Origin of the sequence: Escherichia sp. E10V5 (genome assembly GCF_004212315.1) — a bacterium.
Taxonomy (GTDB): Bacteria; Pseudomonadota; Gammaproteobacteria; order Enterobacterales; family Enterobacteriaceae; genus Escherichia.
Window position 1 is genome coordinate 1 of the sequence record NZ_RHJM01000050.1, and the last position, 22,642, is coordinate 22,642.

At 54.0% G+C, this 22,642-nt stretch carries 20 protein-coding genes and 1 riboswitch; of the genes, 10 read left to right on the plus strand and 10 right to left on the minus strand.

Annotation, left to right across the window (positions count from 1 at the left end; translation table 11 throughout):
• Positions 1–396: 396 nt before the first annotated feature.
• Complete coding sequence (purH, locus tag D9738_RS24170) at positions 397–1,986, plus strand: bifunctional phosphoribosylaminoimidazolecarboxamide formyltransferase/IMP cyclohydrolase (protein ID WP_130261372.1); 1,590 nt, start codon at positions 397–399, stop codon at positions 1,984–1,986.
• Between the two features lie 11 nt (positions 1,987–1,997).
• Positions 1,998–3,287 carry a phosphoribosylamine--glycine ligase gene (purD, locus tag D9738_RS24175; RefSeq protein ID WP_130261373.1) on the plus strand — a complete coding sequence of 430 codons (1,290 nt, stop codon included), beginning with the start codon at positions 1,998–2,000 and terminating at the stop codon, positions 3,285–3,287.
• Here purD and zraR read toward each other — a convergent pair.
• Both zraR and zraS read right to left on the minus strand, forming a co-directional pair.
• Entirely contained in the window at positions 3,284–4,609 is a 1,326-nt protein-coding gene (gene zraR / locus D9738_RS24180) for a sigma-54-dependent response regulator transcription factor ZraR (protein ID WP_130261374.1), read from the minus strand. The genes purD and zraR overlap by 4 nt on opposite strands.
• Positions 4,606–6,009: a two-component system sensor histidine kinase ZraS gene (zraS, locus tag D9738_RS24185; protein WP_130261375.1), complete on the minus strand. Its 1,404-nt coding sequence runs from the start codon at positions 6,007–6,009 to the stop codon at positions 4,606–4,608. Before zraS ends, zraR begins: the two co-directional genes overlap by 4 nt.
• A 237-nt stretch (positions 6,010–6,246) precedes the next feature.
• Here zraS and zraP point away from each other — a divergent pair, with 237 nt between their 5' ends.
• Positions 6,247–6,675: a zinc resistance sensor/chaperone ZraP gene (gene zraP / locus D9738_RS24190; protein WP_130261376.1), complete on the plus strand. Its 429-nt coding sequence runs from the start codon at positions 6,247–6,249 to the stop codon at positions 6,673–6,675.
• Between the two features lies 1 nt (position 6,676).
• Here the strand turns inward: zraP and D9738_RS24195 are convergent, their stop codons facing one another.
• From D9738_RS24195 to nudC, 6 genes are all read right to left on the minus strand, one after another.
• On the minus strand, positions 6,677–7,372 hold the full coding sequence (locus tag D9738_RS24195) for a DUF1481 domain-containing protein (protein ID WP_130210175.1): 696 nt from the start codon (positions 7,370–7,372) through the stop codon (positions 6,677–6,679).
• A gap of 12 nt (positions 7,373–7,384) precedes the next feature.
• Positions 7,385–7,657: a nucleoid-associated protein HU-alpha gene (gene hupA / locus D9738_RS24200; RefSeq protein WP_001044513.1), complete on the minus strand. Its 273-nt coding sequence runs from the start codon at positions 7,655–7,657 to the stop codon at positions 7,385–7,387.
• Positions 7,658–7,843: 186 nt separating this feature from the next.
• The gene (locus D9738_RS24205) at positions 7,844–8,434 is read right to left on the minus strand and encodes a YjaG family protein (RefSeq protein WP_130210161.1); all 591 of its coding nucleotides are present in this window, start codon (positions 8,432–8,434) and stop codon (positions 7,844–7,846) included.
• Between the two features lie 42 nt (positions 8,435–8,476).
• Positions 8,477–9,148, minus strand: coding sequence for a deoxyribonuclease V (nfi, locus tag D9738_RS24210; RefSeq protein WP_130261377.1), 672 nt, complete (start codon positions 9,146–9,148; stop codon positions 8,477–8,479).
• A gap of 9 nt (positions 9,149–9,157) precedes the next feature.
• A complete protein-coding gene (gene hemE, locus D9738_RS24215) occupies positions 9,158–10,222 on the minus strand; it encodes a uroporphyrinogen decarboxylase (protein WP_130261378.1) in 1,065 nt (354 codons plus the stop codon).
• Positions 10,223–10,261: 39 nt separating this feature from the next.
• A complete protein-coding gene (gene nudC, locus D9738_RS24220) occupies positions 10,262–11,035 on the minus strand; it encodes an NAD(+) diphosphatase (RefSeq protein ID WP_130210155.1) in 774 nt (257 codons plus the stop codon).
• Positions 11,036–11,129: 94 nt separating this feature from the next.
• Here nudC and D9738_RS24225 point away from each other — a divergent pair, with 94 nt between their 5' ends.
• The 7 genes from D9738_RS24225 (at position 11,130) to thiH (ending at position 17,203) form a co-directional block, all read left to right on the plus strand.
• On the plus strand, positions 11,130–11,606 hold the full coding sequence (locus tag D9738_RS24225; protein ID WP_000934290.1) for an Rsd/AlgQ family anti-sigma factor: 477 nt from the start codon (positions 11,130–11,132) through the stop codon (positions 11,604–11,606).
• A gap of 51 nt (positions 11,607–11,657) precedes the next feature.
• A riboswitch (TPP riboswitch) is annotated at positions 11,658–11,758 on the plus strand.
• Between the two features lie 80 nt (positions 11,759–11,838).
• Positions 11,839–13,734 carry a phosphomethylpyrimidine synthase ThiC gene (thiC, locus tag D9738_RS24230; RefSeq protein ID WP_130210153.1) on the plus strand — a complete coding sequence of 632 codons (1,896 nt, stop codon included), beginning with the start codon at positions 11,839–11,841 and terminating at the stop codon, positions 13,732–13,734.
• Positions 13,734–14,369: a thiamine phosphate synthase gene (thiE, locus tag D9738_RS24235; protein ID WP_130261384.1), complete on the plus strand. Its 636-nt coding sequence runs from the start codon at positions 13,734–13,736 to the stop codon at positions 14,367–14,369. The genes thiC and thiE overlap by 1 nt, the downstream gene beginning before the upstream one ends.
• The gene (gene thiF / locus D9738_RS24240) at positions 14,362–15,117 is read left to right on the plus strand and encodes a thiazole biosynthesis adenylyltransferase ThiF (protein WP_130261379.1); all 756 of its coding nucleotides are present in this window, start codon (positions 14,362–14,364) and stop codon (positions 15,115–15,117) included. Before thiE ends, thiF begins: the two co-directional genes overlap by 8 nt.
• Positions 15,101–15,301 (plus strand): sulfur carrier protein ThiS, encoded by a 201-nt coding sequence (gene thiS, locus D9738_RS24245; RefSeq protein WP_130261380.1) that lies wholly within the window; start codon positions 15,101–15,103, stop codon positions 15,299–15,301. Before thiF ends, thiS begins: the two co-directional genes overlap by 17 nt.
• A 1-nt stretch (position 15,302) precedes the next feature.
• Positions 15,303–16,073, plus strand: a complete 771-nt coding sequence (thiG, locus tag D9738_RS24250; RefSeq protein ID WP_130261381.1) for a thiazole synthase — start codon at positions 15,303–15,305, stop codon at positions 16,071–16,073.
• Positions 16,070–17,203, plus strand: coding sequence for a 2-iminoacetate synthase ThiH (thiH, locus tag D9738_RS24255; protein ID WP_130210147.1), 1,134 nt, complete (start codon positions 16,070–16,072; stop codon positions 17,201–17,203). Before thiG ends, thiH begins: the two co-directional genes overlap by 4 nt.
• A 409-nt stretch (positions 17,204–17,612) precedes the next feature.
• Here thiH and D9738_RS24260 read toward each other — a convergent pair whose 3' ends face one another.
• Together D9738_RS24260 and rpoC are read right to left on the minus strand one after the other, a co-directional pair.
• Entirely contained in the window at positions 17,613–18,152 is a 540-nt protein-coding gene (locus D9738_RS24260; RefSeq protein WP_130261382.1) for a stationary phase growth adaptation protein, read from the minus strand.
• A gap of 212 nt (positions 18,153–18,364) precedes the next feature.
• Positions 18,365–22,588, minus strand: coding sequence for a DNA-directed RNA polymerase subunit beta' (rpoC, locus tag D9738_RS24265; protein WP_130261383.1), 4,224 nt, complete (start codon positions 22,586–22,588; stop codon positions 18,365–18,367).
• Positions 22,589–22,642: the final 54 nt, after the last annotated feature.

A 22,642-nucleotide genomic window follows, 5' to 3' on the forward strand; every position in this document is an offset into this window, starting at 1 on the left:
TTCAGGATTTTTCTCTTCAACCGAACCGGCTGTTTGTGTGAAGTGATTCACATCCGCCGTGTCGATGGAGGCGCATTATAGGGAGTTCTCCGTAGGCCGCAATAGAAAAATTGCAAAAAAATGACTGACTGCTGCATTCCCCAGCAAAACCCCGCTTTATACCTTTTTACGCACAGAGTTATCCACAATCATCAGCATAATTTCTGCATTTCTCACACGGTAAGCACAGTCAAAATAGTGATCGCCATTGAAAGAGAAAAATTCGCGAGCGTTGCGCAAACGTTTTCGTTACAATGCGGGCGAAAAATAAGGATGCCCCGTTAGGGGCGTTAGCTGAGTTTTTCGCGAAAAATTCAGCTAACGCTCTCTGTAATAGTCAAATCCAGGGGATTTACCATGCAACAACGTCGTCCAGTCCGCCGCGCTCTGATCAGTGTTTCTGACAAAGCCGGTATCGTCGAATTCGCCCAGGCACTTTCCGCACGCGGTGTGGAGCTGCTGTCTACAGGGGGCACTGCCCGTCTGTTAGCAGAAAAAGGTCTGCCGGTAACCGAAGTTTCCGATTACACCGGTTTCCCGGAGATGATGGATGGACGCGTGAAGACCCTGCATCCGAAAGTACATGGTGGCATTCTGGGCCGTCGCGGCCAGGACGATGCCATTATGGAAGAACATCAGATCCAGCCTATCGATATGGTGGTTGTTAACCTGTATCCGTTCGCCCAGACCGTGGCCCGTGAAGGTTGCTCGCTGGAAGATGCGGTTGAGAACATCGATATCGGCGGCCCAACCATGGTGCGCTCCGCCGCCAAGAACCATAAAGATGTTGCAATCGTGGTGAAGAGCAGCGACTACGACGCCATTATTAATGAGATGGATGCCAACGAAGGATCGCTTCTGCTTGCAACCCGTTTCGACCTCGCTATCAAAGCCTTCGAACACACCGCCGCCTACGACAGCATGATTGCCAACTATTTCGGCAGCATGGTTCCGGCTTACCACGGCGAAAGCAAAGAAGCCGCCGGTCGCTTCTCGCGCACGCTGAACCTGAACTTCATTAAGAAGCAGGATATGCGCTACGGCGAGAACAGCCACCAGCAGGCTGCCTTCTATATAGAAGAGAATGTGAAAGAAGCCTCCGTTGCCACCGCAACCCAGGTTCAGGGTAAAGCCCTCTCTTATAACAACATCGCCGATACCGATGCGGCGCTGGAGTGCGTGAAAGAGTTCGCCGAGCCGGCATGTGTGATTGTGAAGCACGCCAACCCTTGCGGCGTGGCTATCGGTAATTCCCTTCTTGATGCTTACGATCGCGCGTACAAAACCGACCCAACCTCCGCGTTCGGCGGCATTATCGCCTTTAACCGCGAGCTGGATGCGGAAACCGCGCAGGCCATCATTTCTCGTCAGTTTGTTGAAGTGATCATTGCGCCGTCCGCCAGCGAAGAAGCCCTGAAAATCACCGCCGCCAAACAGAACGTTCGCGTCCTGACCTGCGGTCAGTGGGGCGAGCGTGTTCCGGGTCTTGATTTCAAACGCGTGAACGGCGGTTTGCTGGTTCAGGATCGTGACCTGGGGATGGTCGGCGCGGAAGAACTGCGCGTTGTCACCAAACGCCAGCCGACCGAACAGGAACTGCGTGATGCGCTGTTCTGCTGGAAAGTAGCGAAGTTCGTGAAATCCAACGCTATCGTCTATGCCAAAAACAATATGACCATCGGAATTGGCGCGGGCCAGATGAGCCGCGTGTACTCCGCGAAAATCGCCGGTATTAAAGCCGCCGATGAAGGCCTGGAAGTGAAAGGTTCCTCGATGGCTTCTGACGCGTTCTTCCCGTTCCGCGACGGTATTGATGCCGCAGCCGCTGCGGGCGTGACCTGTGTAATCCAGCCTGGCGGTTCTATCCGTGATGACGAAGTGATTGCCGCTGCCGACGAGCACGGTATTGCGATGCTCTTCACCGATATGCGCCACTTCCGCCATTAATGGAGCGACAGATGAAAGTATTAGTCATTGGTAATGGCGGGCGTGAGCACGCGCTGGCCTGGAAAGCAGCCCAGTCGCCGCTGGTTGAGACCGTATTTGTCGCACCGGGTAATGCGGGAACGGCGCTGGAACCCGCGCTGCAAAACGTCGCTATCGGCGTAACCGATATCCCGGCGCTGCTGGATTTCGCACAAAACGAAAAGGTAGATCTAACCATCGTCGGCCCGGAAGCGCCGCTGGTTAAAGGCGTGGTCGATACCTTCCGCGCCGCCGGGCTGAAAATCTTCGGCCCAACCGCAGGTGCGGCCCAACTGGAAGGCTCAAAAGCGTTTACCAAAGATTTCCTGGCCCGCCATAAAATCCCTACGGCGGAATACCAGAACTTCACCGAGGTAGAACCTGCGCTGGCGTATCTGCGTGAGAAAGGCGCGCCAATCGTCATTAAAGCGGACGGTCTGGCTGCCGGGAAAGGCGTTATCGTGGCGATGACGCTGGAAGAAGCGGAAGCGGCTGTTCACGATATGCTGGCGGGCAACGCTTTTGGCGACGCGGGTCATCGCATTGTTATCGAAGAGTTCCTCGACGGCGAAGAAGCGAGCTTTATCGTGATGGTGGACGGCGAGCATGTGCTGCCGATGGCCACCAGCCAGGATCACAAACGCGTAGGCGATAAAGATACCGGGCCAAACACTGGCGGGATGGGCGCTTACTCTCCTGCGCCGGTGGTGACTGATGACGTTCATCAGCGCACCATGGAACGCATCATCTGGCCAACCGTGAAAGGCATGGCGGCGGAAGGCAACACCTACACCGGTTTTCTCTATGCGGGCCTGATGATCGACAAACAGGGCAATCCGAAGGTTATTGAATTTAACTGCCGCTTTGGCGATCCGGAAACCCAGCCGATTATGCTGCGCATGAAGTCCGATCTGGTTGAGCTCTGCCTGGCGGCCTGTGAAGGTAAGCTGGACGAGAAAACATCCGAGTGGGATGAACGCGCTTCTCTCGGCGTGGTGATGGCTGCGGGTGGATATCCGGGCGATTACCGCACCGGCGATGTGATCCACGGCCTGCCGCTTGAAGAAGTGGCAGGCGGCAAAGTGTTCCACGCGGGCACAAAACTGGCGGATGACGAGCAGGTGGTAACCAGCGGCGGGCGCGTACTGTGCGTCACCGCGCTGGGTCATACCGTGGCAGAAGCGCAGAAACGCGCTTATGCCTTAATGACCGATATCCACTGGGACGACTGCTTCTGCCGGAAAGATATCGGCTGGCGCGCTATCGAACGCGAGCAGAACTAACGCGACAGTTTTGCCAATAGCGTTTTACGCGTGATCCCTAACTGACGGGCGGCTTCGGTTTTGTTGCCGCCCGTTTTCTCCAGCGCCGCCAGAATCACCTCTTTTTCCACTTCCACCAACGGCTGAATATCCTGACTTTGCCCCAGCGGGATCGGCGTACTGGCAATCGCCAGCGGCAGCTCGCGTTCGGAAATATATTCCCCGGTCAGCAGCACCACCGCTCGTTCCACCGCGTTTTCCAGCTCGCGAATGTTTCCCGGCCAGTCGTAATGAATCAGCAAATCCATCGCCTGGGGCGTAAAGCCTTTTACCGCCTTGCGATTACGCTCGGCAAAGCGCTGAAGAAAATGGCCAGCCAGCAGAGGAATATCCTCCCGCCGTTGCCGCAGCGACGGCACTTCAATCGCCACCACGTTCAGGCGATAGTAGAGATCCTGACGAAAACGCCCGGCATTCACCTCTGCGGCAAGATCTCGATGGGTCGCGGCAATCAGCCGGACATCAACCGAAATAGTCTGGTTGCTACCGACACGCTGAACTTCGCGCTCCTGAATCGCACGCAGCAGACGGACCTGCATCATCGGCGAGATATCGCCAATTTCATCGAGAAACAGCGTGCCGCCGTCCGCTTCAACAAAGCGCCCTTCCCGCCGTTTGTCGGCTCCGGTAAACGCCCCTTTTTCGTGACCGAACAATTCAGATTCCAGTAAGGATTCGTTGAGTGCCGCGCAGTTGAGCGTTACCAGCGGCTTTTCGCAACGTGCGCTACTGGCATGAATCGCCCTGGCGACCAGCTCTTTACCGGTGCCGGAATCACCGTGGATCAGCACCGTGGCTTCCGATGGCGCGACAAGGGCGATTTCACCGAGCAGGTGTTGCATCGCCGGGCTTTTACCGACCATCCCAGAGTGGCTGGCTGACGCCGCAGGCATTTCAGCGTCGACACTGTGCGTATGCGCGAGCGCCTTTTCCAGCGTCGCCTGCAGGTTATCGAAATCCAGCGGCTTGATGAGATAATCCAGCGCCCCGGTTTTCAGTGCCTCTACCGCCGTCTCGACGCTGGAGTACGCGGTCATAATCAGTACCGGAATCGCCGGGTTTAACGCTTTGATCTCTTTGAGCGTGGCGATGCCATCCATCTCTGCCATTCGCACATCGCAAAGCACAAGATCAAAAACCTGTTCCCGCACTTGCTCCAGCGCCTGTCGCCCGCTGTTCGCCAGCGCGACGTTATAGCCCCAGCCGCGCAGCAATGCCTGCAAAATAGTGCAGTGGCTAATGTCATCATCCACCACCAGAATATCGATATTATCGTGCGTCATCCTTGTGGGTCCTTACGCGTAATATTGACCGGAAGCCAGAGGGTGAACGTTGCGCCTTTTCCCTCCTGGCTTGCGACCTGAATTGTACCACCGTGTTGTTCAACAATATTATGCACGACCGCCAGCCCCAGCCCGGTGCCTTCGGCTTTGGTGGTGAAGTACGGGGTGAAGATAGCTTCAAGCTGATCCGCCGCAATTCCCTTACCGCTATCAGTAACGCTAATTTTCACGCCTGCGCCGCTTTCGCTGGCCGTCACGCTAATCACGCCATGCTGACCAATCGCCTGAATAGCATTGAGATAGAGATTCAACAGGACCTGAGTCAACCTGTCCGGATCAGCCTGAATTTCCGGCAACATGTCGTTGGCGGTAAAGCGTAACTGGATCTCCCGGCTGTTTGCATCCTGGCTTACCAGCTGTAATGAGTGGTTAATCAGAGTGTTGAGATCCACCGCCTGCAAAGCCAGATGCGTTGGTTTAACCAGTTCCAGCAGCTCGCTTACCACGCGGTTTAAACGGTCGGCTTCTTTCGCCATCACCTGCGCCAGTTGATGCGCTTCTCCCCCTGCTGGCGCGCGTTCGGCAAAGTATTTCGCCAGCCCTTTAATCGAGGAAAGTGGGTTACGGATTTCGTGGGCAACGCCTGCCGCCAGATGCCCCAGTGCCACCAGCTTCTCTTTGCGCTTCATTTCATCTTGTAGAAGCTGGCGCGAGCGCAGATACCGGCGATACCAGAAGAATGACAACACGCTTGCCAGCATTACCGTCGCCAGAGCGAAGAGGATAATCAGGGTATTGCGCTTTTCCCCACTCTGGGTTGCAACCAAATCGCTGGCGTCAACGGCGATGAAAATAGCCTGTTGTGCTTCTGCCTGTGGCACAGCTTTGCCGTTACAGCGCGGCATATTGTGCATACCATGCCGCCAGGGCGATGACATTGGCTGGAACAAACGATAGACCTCAAGCGCAGGCGTTTTTTCTGCATCCTCAAGCAGTCTCCAACGGGAGTTTTCCTCTGGCTTTAACTGCTGCATTTCATCCGGCGAATAGAGTGCACGCCCAACCATTTCGGGGTCGCTATGAAGAATAATGATGCCCTGTGCATCGGTGACCGCAAACCACAACACCCCAGGCTGGCCAGCCATCTCTTCCAGAAGCGCCTGTTGCTGCACATGGTGCATTCGCATCCCCATCCCCATCCCTACGCGGCTTCCTGACTCCAGAGCGCGAATGAGCACATTACCTTTTTCCAGTAATGCCTGACGGTCAGCCTCGCTTGCCCGCCCATAATCACGAATCACAGTTACCGCAAACAATCCCACCAGCCCAACAATGACCACGGGGAGGATCGCGCTTAACCATTTGGCTAAGGTGTCTTTAGAACGTCGCATAAAACGTATCTTCTTCTTTGCCTGTTCATCCCTTTTTGACAGCAGAAATCATGCCATCTTTTAGCTGCGCTTACCCTGCGCTGTAACACAAAGACTTAAGTTTCAATGAGTAAAAATGACTCGTTACCCACAGCAGGCGAGTCATTTTTACTCGCTTATCACGCCAGATTGCCCGTCATATCAGCGTTTCGTTGTTGGCACGAAAGATGCAATACCCAAAGTAAGACAACCACTGGAGGATTAACCATGAAACGGAACACGAAAATTGCCCTGGTGATGATGGCGCTTTCAGCAATGACGATGGGATCGACATCTGCATTTGCTCACGGCGGACACGGTATGTGGCAGCAAAATGCCGCGCCTTTGACCAGCGAACAACAGACAGCGTGGCAGAAAATCCATAATGACTTTTACGCTCAAAGCAGCGCACTGCAACAGCAACTGGTGACGAAGCGTTATGAATACAATGCCCTGTTAGCCGCTAATCCACCGGATAGCAGCAAAATTAACGCGGTCGCCAAAGAGATGGAGGCTTTGCGTCAGTCGTTAGATGAGTTACGGGTGAAACGGGATATTGCGATGGCTGAAGCGGGTATTCCGCGCGGTACCGGAATGGGCATGGGTTACGGCGGCTGCGGTGGTGGTGGCGGTCATATGGGAATGGGCCACTGGTAAATCAGAACGTTTTCTCGTTGGGTTGCCAGCGACAGAAATCAGAGTTTGCCACCAACAGTAATTGCGAACCTTCGGGCGCTTCCAGCCATGCCACGCTGACATCAACAGAAGAGCGGCTCTGGCGGCGCTCGATATGCGCTATCGCCTGCGAATCTAAATCAGGTTTAATGGTTTGCCCTTCGCAGGTGGTCACGGTCTGTTCCATCGCATGCCAGCGCCCCTGACGCAGCACGACTCTCCCCTGACGTAAGGCATCGCTAATCTGGCGGATTTGGTCAGCACGATAACGATATAAATCAATTTGGTCGTTAGAAAGCTGCTGCTTTTCCCCGTCGGATTCACGTTGCATAAAGCTCAGATCGCCGCGATCGTCAAAACGCGCGCGAATGTTCACCGGCGGTTCACTGTAAACATTGATATTGATAAGCGTGAGGTTATCGCCCTGCCAGCGATACTCTCGCGTCGTGGTATCGCCATTGCGCCACGGGCTAAATACGGCAAGCAGATGGACATTATCGCCGCTGTCTTTTCGCCAGATGCGTACCGCGCCCTGATCTTCAGCAAATCCACTGGCGGTAAAGGGAGGAAGTGAGGAGTTATGGCTACAAGCAGTAAGAAACAGCGCGCCTGCCAGCATCAATGAGCGACGCCAGAAAGACAAAAGGGGTGAAACCACCCCTTCGTTAAAACTGTTCACTGCCACGCAATCTTACTTAACTGCGTCTTTCAGTGCCTTGCCAGAAACAAATGCCGGTACGTTCGCAGCGGCGATTTTGATTTCTTTACCGGTCTGCGGGTTGCGGCCAGTACGCTCAGCGCGGTGGTTCACTTTGAAGGTACCGAAACCAACCAGTTGTACAGCATCGCCTTCTTTCAGAGACTCAGTAATTGCAGCCAGAGTGGACTCCAGAGCAGCTTTAGCCTGGGTTTTGGACAGTTCTGCTTTCTCTGCAATTACATCAATCAGTTGAGTCTTGTTCATAAGTTATCCTTACAATGTGTTTATCGCTTGCTAAGCATCGAGTGCGACGGAAATGCCAGAATAGCACTCTCCTGCATACGCGCACCGATAGCCACTTTTTTTCGCCCCCCAAATGTAGACCAGACGGGGGGCGAAAGGGAAGACTCCAGGTACGACAAATCAGGCGTTAATTCACGTTTTCTGGTCTTATTGCTGAAAAATTATACCAATATTGCTCTCGCCCGTCTCACGCAGGTCTGCCCTAAGGCCTTTTATCAGCTCGATATCGCGTTCTTCACACTCGGCTAAAAGTCGGAATATTTCCCACTGAATGTCCCATTCTTGCTCTACAGCTGGGTTTTCTTTGAGCTCTTCATCGCTCATTTCGCGACCAGCCTGAGTCATTTCCAGCATCGCCACGGTCGTGATGGAGGTCTTACTCACTTCCACCGCGTGTTCGAGCGTTTCACCACTCAAACGCGAATGGACCAGTTCACTTAACGCCACGCAGGCATCGATTGCCGGATAAACGCCGTACAGATCGAAATCGTCGGCTGACGGGATCGCTTCTTCAAATTTCTCCAGTTGGCTGTCGAAATTTACTTTTGCGTCTTTGACGGTCAGCGTTTCCCAGATGAGATCGAGAATGCGGCGATAAATTTGCCCATCGCCAAAACCGGTTTGCTGGCAGAACATGGCGTAATTGGGGTACATGCGTTCGCACAGACAAGCCATGAAAGTGACATGCTGCCAGCTTTCCAGGCGCTCCAGACGCAGATGAATTGGGTTTTGTAACATGTTGAGTTCTCAAATACGGGAATTATCCGCAGTTTACCTGAATTAGGGCTGATTTGCTGTATAGCGCACGAACGCCGGACGTTCCGAGGCCACCGCGTCCGCCCAGCGCGTTGGCTCCGGCAGACGATAGCCTTTCATGCAGCGTTGTACCCACGCCAGCGCACTGTCTACGCTGACCCGATGGCCGGTAGAAATAAACAGAGGGTTACAGCGCGCTTTACTGCGCCAGACCCAGGCCAGCTGCTCGCCTTTATCCCTCAGCGGGGCCAGTGCGCCCGGTTCGCTGGAGAGCGGTTCGAATTTACCGCAGAGCCGCTTTTTCGCCACGCCAATGGTCGGCACATCCACCAATAAGCCAAAATGGCTGGCGACGCCAAGACGGCGCGGATGCGAGATCCCGTGACCATCGACAAACACTAAATCCGGCTTTTGCGACAGCATCTCCCACGCTGCCAGCAGCGCAGGATATTCGCGAAAGGAAAGAAAACCTGGAATGTAAGGCATGGTAGTAGCGATGCGGGCCACTTTATACTCCACCAGCTCAAGCGAGGGGTATTTCAGCAGCACCATCGCCGCTCGCGTCACTTCTCCGCCCTGCTCAAACCCGACATCGGCTCCGGCGATCAGATCCGGCGGATCTTTATCGAGTCGATCCTCGCGGATCACAGAAGAAGCTAGTTCAAGTTGTTGAGCGCGTAATGACGCGAGATCCATAACCACTCCTTACTGATGATAAGGCGCAGACAGGCGATGCACTGCCTCCACAAATACGCCAGCATGTTCTGGCGGCACATCCTGATGGATACCGTGGCCGAGGTTAAAGACGTGGCCTTCACCGTGACCGAAACCGGCAAGGATTGTCGCCACTTCTTCTTCAATGCGGGCAGGCGGCGCGTACAACATTGACGGGTCCATATTGCCCTGCAGCGCGACTTTATCACCCACGCGGCGGCGTGCATCGGCGATGTCCGTTGTCCAGTCGAGGCCCAGCGCATCGCAACCGGTTTCTGCCATGGCTTCCAGCCACTGTCCGCCACCTTTGGTAAACAGCGTGACCGGTACGCGGCGACCGTCGTTTTCACGCAGTAAACCATCAACAATTTTATGCATGTAATAGAGCGAGAACTGTTGATAATCGCGCCCGGTTAGCACGCCGCCCCAGGTGTCGAAAATCATCACTGCCTGAGCACCGGCTTTAATCTGCGCATTCAGGTACAGAGTGACGCTTTTCGCCAGTTTATCGAGTAGCGCGTGCAGCGCCTGCGGATCGGCATACATCATTTTTTTAATCACGGTGAACGCTTTGCTGCTGCCGCCTTCGACCATGTAGGTCGCCAGCGTCCACGGGCTGCCGGAAAAACCAATCAGCGGCACTTCGCCTTTCAGTTCGCGACGAATGGTACGCACCGCGTTCATCACGTAACCCAGCTCATCTTCCGGGTCCGGAATTGGCAGTTTATCAACGTCAGCTTTGCAGGTGACTGGTGTGGTAAAACGCGGACCTTCCCCGGCTTCAAAATAGAGCCCTAACCCCATCGCGTCCGGCACGGTGAGGATATCGGAAAAGAGGATCGCCGCATCCAGCGGGTAGCGACGCAGCGGCTGCAAAGTCACTTCGCACGCCAGCTCGGCGTTTTTGCACAGCGACATAAAATCGCCCGCCTGGGCGCGCGTGGCTTTGTATTCCGGTAGATAGCGGCCCGCCTGGCGCATCATCCATACTGGAGTGACATCAACGGGCTGGCGCAGCAGCGCCCGCAGATAACGATCGTTTTTAAGTTCGGTCATTTTGGCTGTTCCTTAGTGCGTCAGGCGGTCAGTGTATCATCACTCATACTCTGCCCGACACATCGCCACCGTATCTTCTATCAGACGGCGCGCTACGGTGCCGGGCGGCGGGAGTAACGGCAAATCGTCATAGCGATACCAGTTCGCCTCGAGCAATTCTTTCGGGTCGATCACGATGTCGCCGCTGTCATATTCCGCCATAAACGCGGTCATTAAAGACTGAGGAAACGGCCACGGCTGGGAAGTCACGTACCGCAAGTTTTTGACTTTGATGCCGCTCTCTTCCATCACTTCCCGCGCGACTGCCTGTTCGAGGGTTTCGCCCACTTCGACGAATCCGGCGAGTACCGTATGGACACCGTTACGATGCCGGGTATGCTGAGCAAGAAGGATTGAATCATCGCGACGGATGGCAACGATAATGCAGGGAGCGATTTGTGGGTAGTAACGCTCACGGCAGTGGCTGCATAGCATCGCCCATTCGGTTTTGCTCGGATACATGTCATGCCCGCAGTAACCGCAGTATTTATGCGAGCGATAAAACTCCGCCAGTTGCACACCACGTCCGGCTAATTGAAACAGCCCGACATCCAGATCAATGACCTGGCGCACCGAGCCCATATCGTGACGGCGCTGCTGTTGCACTAGCCAAACAGGTTCTCCCTGCCATTCGCCGATTTGTAGTGCGCGCTGACCCACAAGATCGAAATTTGCCGCTTCGCCGTATGGTAATTCTCCCTTCGGCAACCATAATTTTTGTTCATGACTGACTACCCACCAGCCGTGATCTAATTTTTCAATTATACGATCCATAGCTCTTGCACTACCTTTGCATCACTGGCATGTTTAACATGGTTTTTACATTTCTCACTGAGCAGTTTTTGAAGACAAACTTGCGGAGTCAATCATGCTTAACCAGCTCGATAACCTGACGGAGCACGTCAGAGGAAGTAACAAACTGGTTGATCGCTGGCTACATGTACGTAAGCATCTGCTCGTGGCTTACTACAATCTGGTTGGCATTAAGCCTGGCAAAGAATCGTACATGAGGCTGAATGAAAAAGCCCTTGATGATTTTTGCCAGAGTCTGGTCGACTATCTGTCTGCCGGACATTTCAGTATTTATGAACGCATTCTTCATAAACTGGAAGGCAACGGGCAACTCGCTCATGCCGCGAAGATTTGGCCGCAGCTGGAAGCCAACACGCAACAGATTATGGATTACTATGATTCCAGCCTGGAAACCGCCATCGATCATGATAATTACCTTGAGTTTCAACAGGTTTTATCTGACATCGGCGAGGCGCTGGAAGCACGCTTCGTACTGGAAGATAAGCTGATTCTGCTGGTACTTGACGCCGCTCGCGTCAAACATCTTGCTTGAGTTCTGCGCTGTTAACGCGTAATTTACATTCAACGCCCCGTTTGCGGGGCTAATTTCTTGTCGGAGTGCCTTAACTGGCTGAGACCGTTTATTCGGGATCCGCGGAACCTGATCAGGCTAATACCTGCGAAGGGAACAAGAGTTAATCTGCTATCGCATCGCCTTTGCGGCGATCGTCTCTTGCTTCATCCGTCGTCTGACAAGCCACGTCCTTAACTTTTTGGAATGAGCTATGTCTGCAACAAAACTGACCCGTCGCGAACAACGCGCCCAGGCCCATCATTTTATCGACACCCTGGAAGGCACCGCCTTTCCCAACTCAAAACGCATTTACATCACTGGCACACACCCCGGCGTTCGCGTGCCGATGCGTGAGATCCAGCTTAGCCCGACGCTAATTGGCGGCAGCAAAGAACAGCCACAGTACGAAGAAAACGAAGCGATTCCGGTCTACGACACATCTGGTCCGTATGGCGACCCGCAAATCGCGATTAACGTGCAGCAAGGACTGGCAAAGCTGCGCCAGCCGTGGATCGATGCGCGTGGCGATACTGAAGAACTTACCGTGCGCAGTTCCGATTACACTAAAGCGCGGCTGGCAGATGATGGTCTCGACGAGCTGCGTTTTAGCGGCGTATTAACGCCAAAACGCGCCAAAGCAGGACGCCGCGTCACACAACTGCACTACGCCCGCCAGGGCATCATCACACCGGAAATGGAATTCATCGCCATCCGCGAGAATATGGGCCGCGAGCGCATCCGTAGCGAAGTTTTGCGCCACCAGCATCCGGGAATGAGCTTTGGTGCTCGCCTGCCGGAAAATATCACCGCAGAATTTGTCCGTGATGAAGTCGCTGCCGGACGTGCGATTATCCCGGCCAACATTAATCATCCGGAATCGGAGCCGATGATTATTGGTCGCAACTTCCTGGTAAAAGTTAACGCCAATATCGGCAACTCAGCGGTCACCTCTTCCATCGAAGAAGAAGTGGAAAAGCTGGTATGGTCCACGCGCTGGGGAGCGGATACGGTGATGGATCTCTCCACCGGTCGCTATATTCACGAAACCCGCGAGTGGATTTTACGTAACAGCCCGGTGCCGATCGGTACAGTGCCGATCTACCAGGCGCTGGAGAAGGTTAACGGGATCGCCGAAGATCTTACCTGGGAAGCGTTCCGCGACACGCTGCTGGAACAGGCCGAGCAAGGTGTGGATTACTTCACTATCCATGCGGGCGTACTGCTGCGCTATGTACCGATGACCGCGAAACGCCTGACCGGTATCGTCTCTCGCGGCGGTTCGATTATGGCGAAATGGTGCCTCTCCCATCATCAGGAAAATTTCCTCTATCAACACTTCCGCGAAATTTGTGAAATCTGTGCCGCTTATGACGTTTCGCTGTCGCTGGGCGACGGCCTGCGCCCCGGTTCTATTCAAGACGCCAACGATGAAGCGCAGTTTGCCGAGCTGCATACGCTGGGCGAACTAACCAAAATCGCCTGGGAATATGACGTACAGGTGATGATTGAAGGCCCTGGGCATGTGCCGATGCAGATGATTCGCCGCAATATGACCGAGGAGTTAGAGCACTGCCACGAAGCACCGTTCTATACCCTCGGGCCGCTGACTACCGATATCGCGCCGGGTTATGACCACTTCACGTCGGGGATTGGCGCGGCAATGATTGGCTGGTTTGGCTGTGCGATGCTCTGTTACGTAACGCCAAAAGAGCATCTGGGTCTGCCTAATAAAGAAGATGTTAAGCAGGGGCTTATCACCTATAAGATTGCCGCCCACGCCGCCGACCTGGCGAAAGGGCATCCGGGCGCGCAAATTCGCGATAACGCCATGTCGAAAGCCCGCTTCGAATTTCGCTGGGAAGACCAGTTTAATCTGGCCCTCGACCCATTTACCGCCCGCGCTTATCACGATGAAACCCTGCCGCAAGAGTCCGGCAAAGTCGCCCATTTTTGCTCCATGTGTGGACCGAAATTCTGCTCAATGAAAATCAGCCAGGAAGTGCGCGATTACGCCGCCGCGCAAACTATTGAAGTGGGAATGGCGGATATGTCGGAGAACTTCCGCGCCAGAGGCGGAGAAATCTACCTGCGTAAGGAGGAAGCGTGATGTATCAGCCTGATTTTCCTCCTGTACCTTTTCGTTTAGGACTGTACCCGGTGGTGGACAGTGTACAGTGGATCGAACGTCTGTTGGATGCAGGCGTACGTACTCTCCAGCTACGCATCAAAGATCGGCGCGATGAAGAGGTGGAAGCCGATGTCGTGGCGGCAATTGTGCTGGGCCGCCGCTATAACGCGCGATTGTTTATCAACGATTACTGGCGGCTGGCGATCAAGCATCAGGCATATGGCGTCCATTTGGGGCAGGAAGATTTGCAAGCCACCGATCTCAGCGCCATCCGCGCGGCAGGCCTGCGGCTGGGCGTTTCGACCCATGATGATATGGAGATCGACGTCGCGCTGGCAGCACATCCTTCTTATATCGCGCTGGGACATGTGTTCCCGACGCAAACCAAACAGATGCCTTCTGCACCGCAGGGGCTGGAACAACTGGCACGGCACATTGAGCGTCTGGCGGATTATCCCACCGTGGCGATTGGCGGTATCAGTCTGGCGCGCGCGCCTGCGGTGATAGCAACGGGTGTCGGCAGTATCGCCGTCGTCAGCGCCATTACTCAAGCCGCAGACTGGCGTTTGGCAACGGCACAGTTGCTGGAAATTGCAGGAGTTGGCGATGAATGACCGTGATTTTATGCGTTATAGCCGCCAAATCCTGCTCGACGATATCGCTCTTGAAGGGCAGCAAAAACTGCTCGACAGCCAGGTGCTGATTATTGGTCTGGGCGGGCTGGGTACACCTGCTGCGCTGTACCTGGCGGGAGCTGGCGTCGGGACGCTGATACTGGCAGATGACGACCATGTGCATTTAAGCAACCTGCAACGACAAATCCTCTTTACCACTGAAGATATCGATCGCCCGAAATCACATGTCAGCCAACAGCGACTGACGCAGTTGAATCCCGATATTCAACTGACAGCACTACAACAACGGTTAACGGGTGAGGCGTTAAAAGATGCGGTAGCACGGGCCGATGTGGTGCTCGACTGTACCGACAATATGGCGACTCGCCAGGAGATTAATACCGCCTGCGTGGCACTCAACACGCCGCTTATCACCGCCAGCGCGGTCGGATTTGGCGGTCAGTTGATGGTACTGACGCCGCCCTGGGAGCAGGGGTGTTACCGCTGTCTGTGGCCAGATAACCAGGAGCCAGAACGCAACTGCCGCACGGCGGGCGTGGTTGGCCCGGTGGTCGGGGTTATGGGCACGTTGCAGGCACTGGAAGCAATTAAGTTATTAAGCGGTATAGAGACGCCTGCGGGAGAACTCCGACTGTTCGACGGTAAGTCGAGCCAGTGGCGCAGCCTGGCGTTGCGCCGCGCCAGTGGTTGCCCGGTATGCGGAGGAAGCAATGCAGATCCTGTTTAACGATCAACCGATGCAGTGCACCGCCGGGCAAACTGTTCACGAACTACTGGAGCAACTCGACCAACGACAATCGGGCGCGGCTCTGGCGATTAATCAGCAAATCGTCCCACGTGAGCAGTGGGCGCAACATATCGTGCAGGATGGCGACCAGATCCTGCTTTTTCAGGTTATTGCAGGGGGGTGAGATGTTACGTATTGCGGACAAAACGTTTGATTCACATCTGTTTACCGGTACCGGGAAATTCGCCTCTTCACAACTGATGGTGGAGGCGATCCGCGCTTCTGGCAGCCAGCTGGTGACGCTGGCGATGAAACGCGTCGACTTACGCCAACACAACGACGCTATCCTCGAACCGCTTATCGCGGCGGGTGTGACCCTGCTGCCGAATACATCCGGGGCGAAAACAGCGGAAGAAGCCATTTTCGCCGCCCATCTGGCTCGTGAAGCGTTAGGCACAAACTGGTTAAAATTAGAGATTCACCCTGACGCCCGCTGGCTGTTGCCCGATCCCATCGAAACATTAAAAGCTGCCGAAACGCTGGTACAACAGGGATTTGTCGTGCTGCCTTACTGCGGGGCCGATCCGGTATTGTGTAAACGTCTGGAAGAAGTCGGCTGTGCAGCGGTGATGCCGCTCGGCGCACCGATTGGCTCGAATCAGGGACTGGAGACCCGCGCCATGCTGGAGATTATTATCCAGCAGGCCACAGTTCCGGTGGTTGTCGATGCTGGCATCGGCGTTCCCAGCCATGCCGCGCAGGCGCTGGAAATGGGGGCTGATGCGGTGTTAGTGAATACGGCGATTGCCGTCGCGGACGATCCCATCAACATGGCGAAGGCATTTCGTCTGGCAGTAGAAGCAGGCCTGCTGGCACGTCAGTCCGGACCGGGCAGCCGCAGTCATTTTGCCCATGCCACCAGCCCGCTGACCGGATTTCTGGAGGCATCGGCATGAAAACCTTCAGCGATCGCTGGCGACAACTGGACTGGGATGACATCCGCCTGCGTATCAACGGCAAAACGGCTGCTGACGTAGAGCGGGCACTAAATGCCTCGCAACTCACCCGCGACGATATGATGGCGCTGTTATCGCCAGCCGCCAGTGGCTATCTGGAACCACTGGCCCAACGGGCGCAGCGCCTGACCCGTCAGCGATTTGGCAACACAGTTAGTTTCTACGTCCCGCTTTATCTTTCCAATCTTTGCGCTAACGACTGCACGTACTGCGGATTTTCCATGAGCAATCGCATCAAGCGCAAAACGCTGGATGAAGCGGATATTGCCAGGGAAAGCGCCGCTATACGGGAGATGGGCTTTGAACATCTGCTATTAGTCACTGGTGAACATCAGGCGAAAGTGGGGATGGATTACTTTCGTCGTCATCTCCCTGCCCTACGTGAACAGTTCTCTTCACTACAGATGGAAGTACAGCCGCTGGCGGAGGCGGAATACGCCGAGCTAAAACAGCTTGGTCTGGATGGCGTGATGGTTTATCAGGAGACATATCACGAGGCGACTTATGCCCGCCATCATTTGAAAGGCAAAAAACAGGACTTCTTCTGGCGGCTGGAAACGCCGGATCGGCTAGGTCGGGCGGGGATTGATAAGATTGGCCTCGGCGCGCTAATTGGCCTTTCCGACAGCTGGCGCGTTGACTGCTACATGGTTGCCGAACATTTGCTATGGCTGCAACAGCATTACTGGCAAAGCCGCTACTCTGTCTCCTTCCCGCGCCTGCGCCCATGTACTGGCGGCATTGAGCCTGCGTCGATTATGGATGAACGCCAGTTAGTGCAAACCATCTGCGCCTTCCGTCTGCTTGCGCCGGAGATTGAACTGTCACTCTCCACGCGGGAATCACCGTGGTTTCGCGATCGCGTGATTCCGCTGGCGATCAATAACGTCAGCGCCTTCTCGAAAACGCAGCCAGGTGGTTATGCCGATAATCACCCCGAGCTGGAGCAATTCTCACCGCACGACGATCGCAGGCCGGAAGCTGTTGCTGCTGCATTAACCGCCCGAGGTTTGCAGCCGGTATGGAAAGACTGGGATAGCTATCTGGGGCGCGCCTCGCAAAGGCTATGAGACAGAATGTAACAACGTAAATTTATTCCGAGCCGCTACGGAAGATGAAAAACGCAAGGTTGTTGAAAGCGTTGTGTTTTTTTATGGTAGTGCCGTCAGCAGGAATGTTGTCCAGGGCGAAAAGCTTCTTCCTCGTTTCGCCCTGCCTTTCTTAAAAATTCCGTAATGCAAAGTCTGAAGCCATCGCCTGTTGAGCAATGAAAGATATCTGATTGTAAGAGAGTAAATACTCAACTATGATAGAGACGAAAATAAGAACACATGTTCTCATCTTCCAGGATGCAGCAGACTGAAGAAATTCAGACATCCCGCAACCTGCGATTATCGCAAGGTCAAGGCAAAGTCCGGTAATGGCGTTCTGAATACCAGAGAATTATCTCTGGCGAAACCCACCTTAAGGTGGGTTTTGTTATTTTGAGGGCTGAGGAAGCTGCTTATTTCTCAATAAATTGTAGGCAATGGTGAAAAATTTCACTGATTTACCTTTCTGTTTTTCAGAAATGGGGTAAGCGCTAGTTACATGCAAACGGAGTTTTTTCTTTTCCCTGAAAGCCCTGAACGCAACAAAGTAAAATGCCTTGTTTCCTCCGTTTAAATCCACTTCAATCACGGCATAGCTACCATACCCGGCATGAATAACGTTGCTTTCTGGCAGCGCCAAAATGGTTCTTTTTAAGTGTGTTCGCGCTAAGTTATAACGGTGCTGGCAGAAGGGGCGAGATTCTTTAGGCGCGTAGTACATTAACGATTGTTTTTCTTCGTTCGTCTGATGTTCATAATCTTTTGTGAAGCAGTGAAGAGAGTAGGTAACCCAAAAGCGATACTCTAAAGGCTGTTTGCCCTCATGATGCTGAACGTAGACAGCCAGATGAGCATCAAGAAACGATAAATCACGAATATCACCATCCGGATGTCTAAAAGGTCGCCACTTCTCCACTTCCTGTTTCATTCTCGTTCCTTAAGAAAGTTACACAGGAATAGTATCGAATCCTTGCCGAGTTTGACTCAATTAGTTCAGTCAGTTTCAGGATATTAGACATCTCTACATTGATTATGGGTATCCAGAAATTCATTAAATATTCTGACAAATGCTCTTTCCCTGAACTACACCCATAAAAAAACCCGCCGAAGCGGGTTTTTACGTTATTTGCGGATTAACGATTACTCGTTATCAGAACCGCCCAGACCTGCGTTCAGCAGTTCTGCCAGGCTGGCAGATGCGTCTTCTGCAGTCACCTGCGGTGCAGCCGGAGCTTCACCCGCAGCACGGCGACGCATACGATCCTGGTGGTACGCGTAACCGGTACCTGCCGGGATCAGACGACCCACGATAACGTTCTCTTTCAGGCCGCGCAGTTCGTCGCGTTTGCCCGCAACGGCTGCTTCGGTCAGCACGCGAGTGGTCTCCTGGAACGATGCCGCGGAGATGAAGGACTCGGTTGCCAGAGACGCTTTGGTGATACCCAGCAGATCGCGGGAATAAGTTGCCCCCACTTTGCCGTTCGCTTCCAGTTCGCGGTTTGCGATCTTGACGCGAGAGTATTCAACCTGTTCGCCTTCCAGGAAGTCGGAGCTGCCCGCGTTAACGATGGTAGCTTTACGCAGCATCTGACGAACGATAACTTCGATGTGTTTATCGTTAATCTTAACGCCCTGCAGACGGTATACGTCCTGTACTTCGTTAACGATGTAACGAGTCACAGCATGAACACCACGCAGGCGCAGAATGTCGTGCGGCGCTTCCGGACCGTCGGAAATTACGTCACCACGTTCTACACGTTCACCTTCGAACACGTTGAGCTGACGCCATTTCGGAATCATCTCTTCGTACGGATCGCTACCGTCTACCGGGGTGATAACCAGACGACGTTTACCTTTGGTTTCTTTACCGAAGGAAACGATACCGCTGATTTCAGCCAAGATTGCCGGCTCTTTCGGACGACGTGCTTCGAACAGGTCCGCAACGCGCGGCAGACCACCGGTGATGTCCTTGGTACCGCCGGATTCCTGCGGAATACGCGCCAGGGTGTCACCAGAGCTGATCTGTACGCCATCTTCCAGCTGAACAATCGCTTTACCCGGCAGGAAGTACTGCGCAGGCATATCGGTACCCGGGATCAGAACGTCGTTACCCTGAGCATCAACGATTTTCAGTGCCGGACGCAGATCTTTACCACCTGCGGTACGTTCTGCGGAATCCAGAACCACCAGCGAAGACAGACCGGTCAATTCGTCGGTCTGACGAGTAATGGTCTGGCCGTCGATCATGTCAGTAAAGCGTACAAAACCGCTTACTTCGGTGATAACCGGCATGGTGTGCGGGTCCCAGTTTGCAACGGTTTCGCCGCCAGCAACCTGTTCGCCATCGCCTTTCGCCAGTACCGCACCGTAAGGTACTTTGTAGCTTTCTTTGGTACGACCGAATTCGTCGATCAGTTTCAGTTCGGTGTTACGGGAAGTGATCACCAGTTTACCGCTGGAGTTCACAACCGACTTCACGTTGCTGAGCTTGATGCTACCTTTGTTTTTCACCTGGATGCTGGATTCAGCAGCCGCACGAGATGCCGCACCACCGATGTGGAACGTACGCATGGTCAGCTGTGTACCCGGTTCACCGATGGACTGTGCCGCGATAACACCGATTGCTTCACCTTTGTTGATGATGTGGCCACGCGCCAGGTCACGACCGTAGCAGTGCGCACATACACCAAAGTCGGTGTCACAAGATACAACAGAACGTACTTTTACCGCGTCGACAGAGTTCTCTTCCAGCAGGTCACACCACTGTTCGTGCAGCAGCGTGTTGCGCGGAACGAGGATATCAGCAGTACCCGGCTTCAGAACGTCTTCAGCAGTTACACGACCCAGTACGCGATCGCGCAGCGGCTCTTTAACGTCACCACCTTCGATAACCGGAGTCATCATGATACCTTCATGGGTACCACAATCGTCTTCGGTAACCACCAGGTCCTGCGCCACGTCAACCAGACGACGAGTCAGGTAACCGGAGTTCGCAGTTTTCAGTGCGGTATCCGCCAGACCTTTACGAGCACCGTGGGTGGAGATGAAGTACTGGAGTACGTTCAGACCTTCACGGAAGTTCGCGGTGATTGGCGTTTCGATGATGGAGCCATCCGGCTTCGCCATCAGACCACGCATACCAGCAAGCTGACGAATCTGTGCCGCAGAACCACGCGCACCGGAGTCGGCCATCATGTAGATGCTGTTGAAGGAAACCTGCTTCTCTTCCTGACCGTCACGGTTAATAACGGTTTCAGTTTGCAGGTTATCCATCATCGCTTTGGATACACGATCGTTCGCCGCAGCCCAGATATCGATAACTTTGTTGTAGCGTTCGCCCGCAGTTACCAGACCAGACTGGAACTGCTCCTGAATTTCAGCAACTTCTGCTTCTGCCTCGGAGATGATTTCGTGTTTCTTCTCCGGGATGACCATGTCATCGATACCAACAGATGCACCAGAACGCGCTGCATATGCAAAGCCGGTGTACATGATCTGGTCCGCAAAAATAACGGTCGGTTTCAGACCGAGAATGCGGTAGCAGGTGTTCAGCATTTTGGAGATTGCTTTTTTACCCAGCGCCTGGTTGACGATGGAGTAAGGCAGACCTTTCGGTACAATCATCCACAGAATGGCACGGCCAACAGTCGTGTCTATCAGGCTGGTTTTCGCTACTAATTCACCGTTAGCATCTTTTTCATACTCGGTGATACGCACTTTAACGCGCGCATGCAGAGAAGCCAGACCAGAGCGATACAGACGTTCTGCTTCTTTCGGACCAGTCAGCACCATGCCTTCGCCTTTGGCGTTAACACAGTCACGGGTCATGTAGTACAGACCCAGTACAACGTCCTGAGACGGAACGATGATTGGTTCGCCGTTCGCCGGGGACAGGATGTTGTTGGTAGACATCATCAGCGCACGCGCTTCCAGCTGGGCTTCCAGCGTCAGCGGTACGTGAACAGCCATCTGGTCACCATCGAAGTCGGCGTTATATGCCGCACAAACCAGCGGGTGCAGCTGGATAGCTTTACCTTCGATCAGTACCGGTTCAAATGCCTGGATACCCAGACGGTGCAGAGTCGGTGCACGGTTCAGCAGTACCGGGTGTTCGCGGATAACTTCGTCCAGGATATCCCAAACGACAGCTTCTTCGCGCTCAACCATTTTCTTCGCAGCTTTGATGGTGGTAGCAAGACCACGCAGTTCCAGCTTGCCGTAGATGAACGGTTTGAACAGCTCCAGCGCCATTTTCTTCGGCAGACCGCACTGATGCAGACGCAGGTATGGACCTACGGTGATTACAGAACGACCGGAGTAGTCAACACGCTTACCGAGCAGGTTCTGACGGAAACGACCCTGTTTACCTTTGATCATGTCGGCCAAAGATTTCAGAGGACGCTTGTTAGAACCGGTGATCGCACGACCGCGACGACCGTTATCCAGCAGGGCGTCTACCGCTTCCTGCAGCATACGTTTTTCGTTACGTACGATGATGTCCGGCGCAGCCAGATCCAGCAGACGTTTCAGACGGTTGTTACGGTTAATGACGCGACGATACAGATCGTTCAGGTCAGAAGTCGCGAAACGACCACCATCCAGCGGAACCAGCGGACGCAGATCTGGCGGCAGTACCGGCAGAACGGTCAGGATCATCCACTCTGGTTTGTTACCAGACTGAACGAACGCTTCCAGCAGTTTGATACGCTTGGTCAGCTTTTTACGCTTGGTTTCGGAGTTGGTTTCGTTCAGCTCTTCACGCAGCTGTTCGCACTCTTGCTCCAGATCCATGCTCTTCAGCAGAGCCTGGATTGCTTCCGCACCCATTTTCGCGTCGAATTCGTCACCGAACTCTTCCAGTGCGTCCAGATACTGCTCTTCAGTCAGGATCTGCTGGCGCTCCAGGTTGGTCATACCGCCTTCGATAACCACATAGGATTCGAAGTACAGTACGCGTTCGATATCGCGCAGCGGCATATCGAGCAGCAGGCCGATACGGGACGGCAGCGATTTCAGGAACCAGATGTGCGCAGTCGGGGAAGCCAGTTCGATGTGGCCCATACGCTCACGGCGTACTTTAGTCTGGGTCACTTCAACGCCGCACTTCTCACAGATGACGCCACGGTGTTTCAGGCGCTTGTACTTACCGCACAGGCACTCGTAATCTTTTACCGGCCCAAAGATACGGGCGCAGAAAAGGCCGTCACGTTCTGGTTTGAACGTACGGTAGTTGATGGTTTCCGGCTTTTTAACTTCACCGAAAGACCATGAACGGATCATGTCTGGCGAAGCCAGAGCAATTTTGATCGCATCAAACTCTTCGGTTTTAGTCTGCGCTTTCAGAAACTTTAATAAATCTTTCACGGATTTGCTCCCGTCGGAGTTAGCACAATCCGCTGCCGGGTTTTATCCCGACAG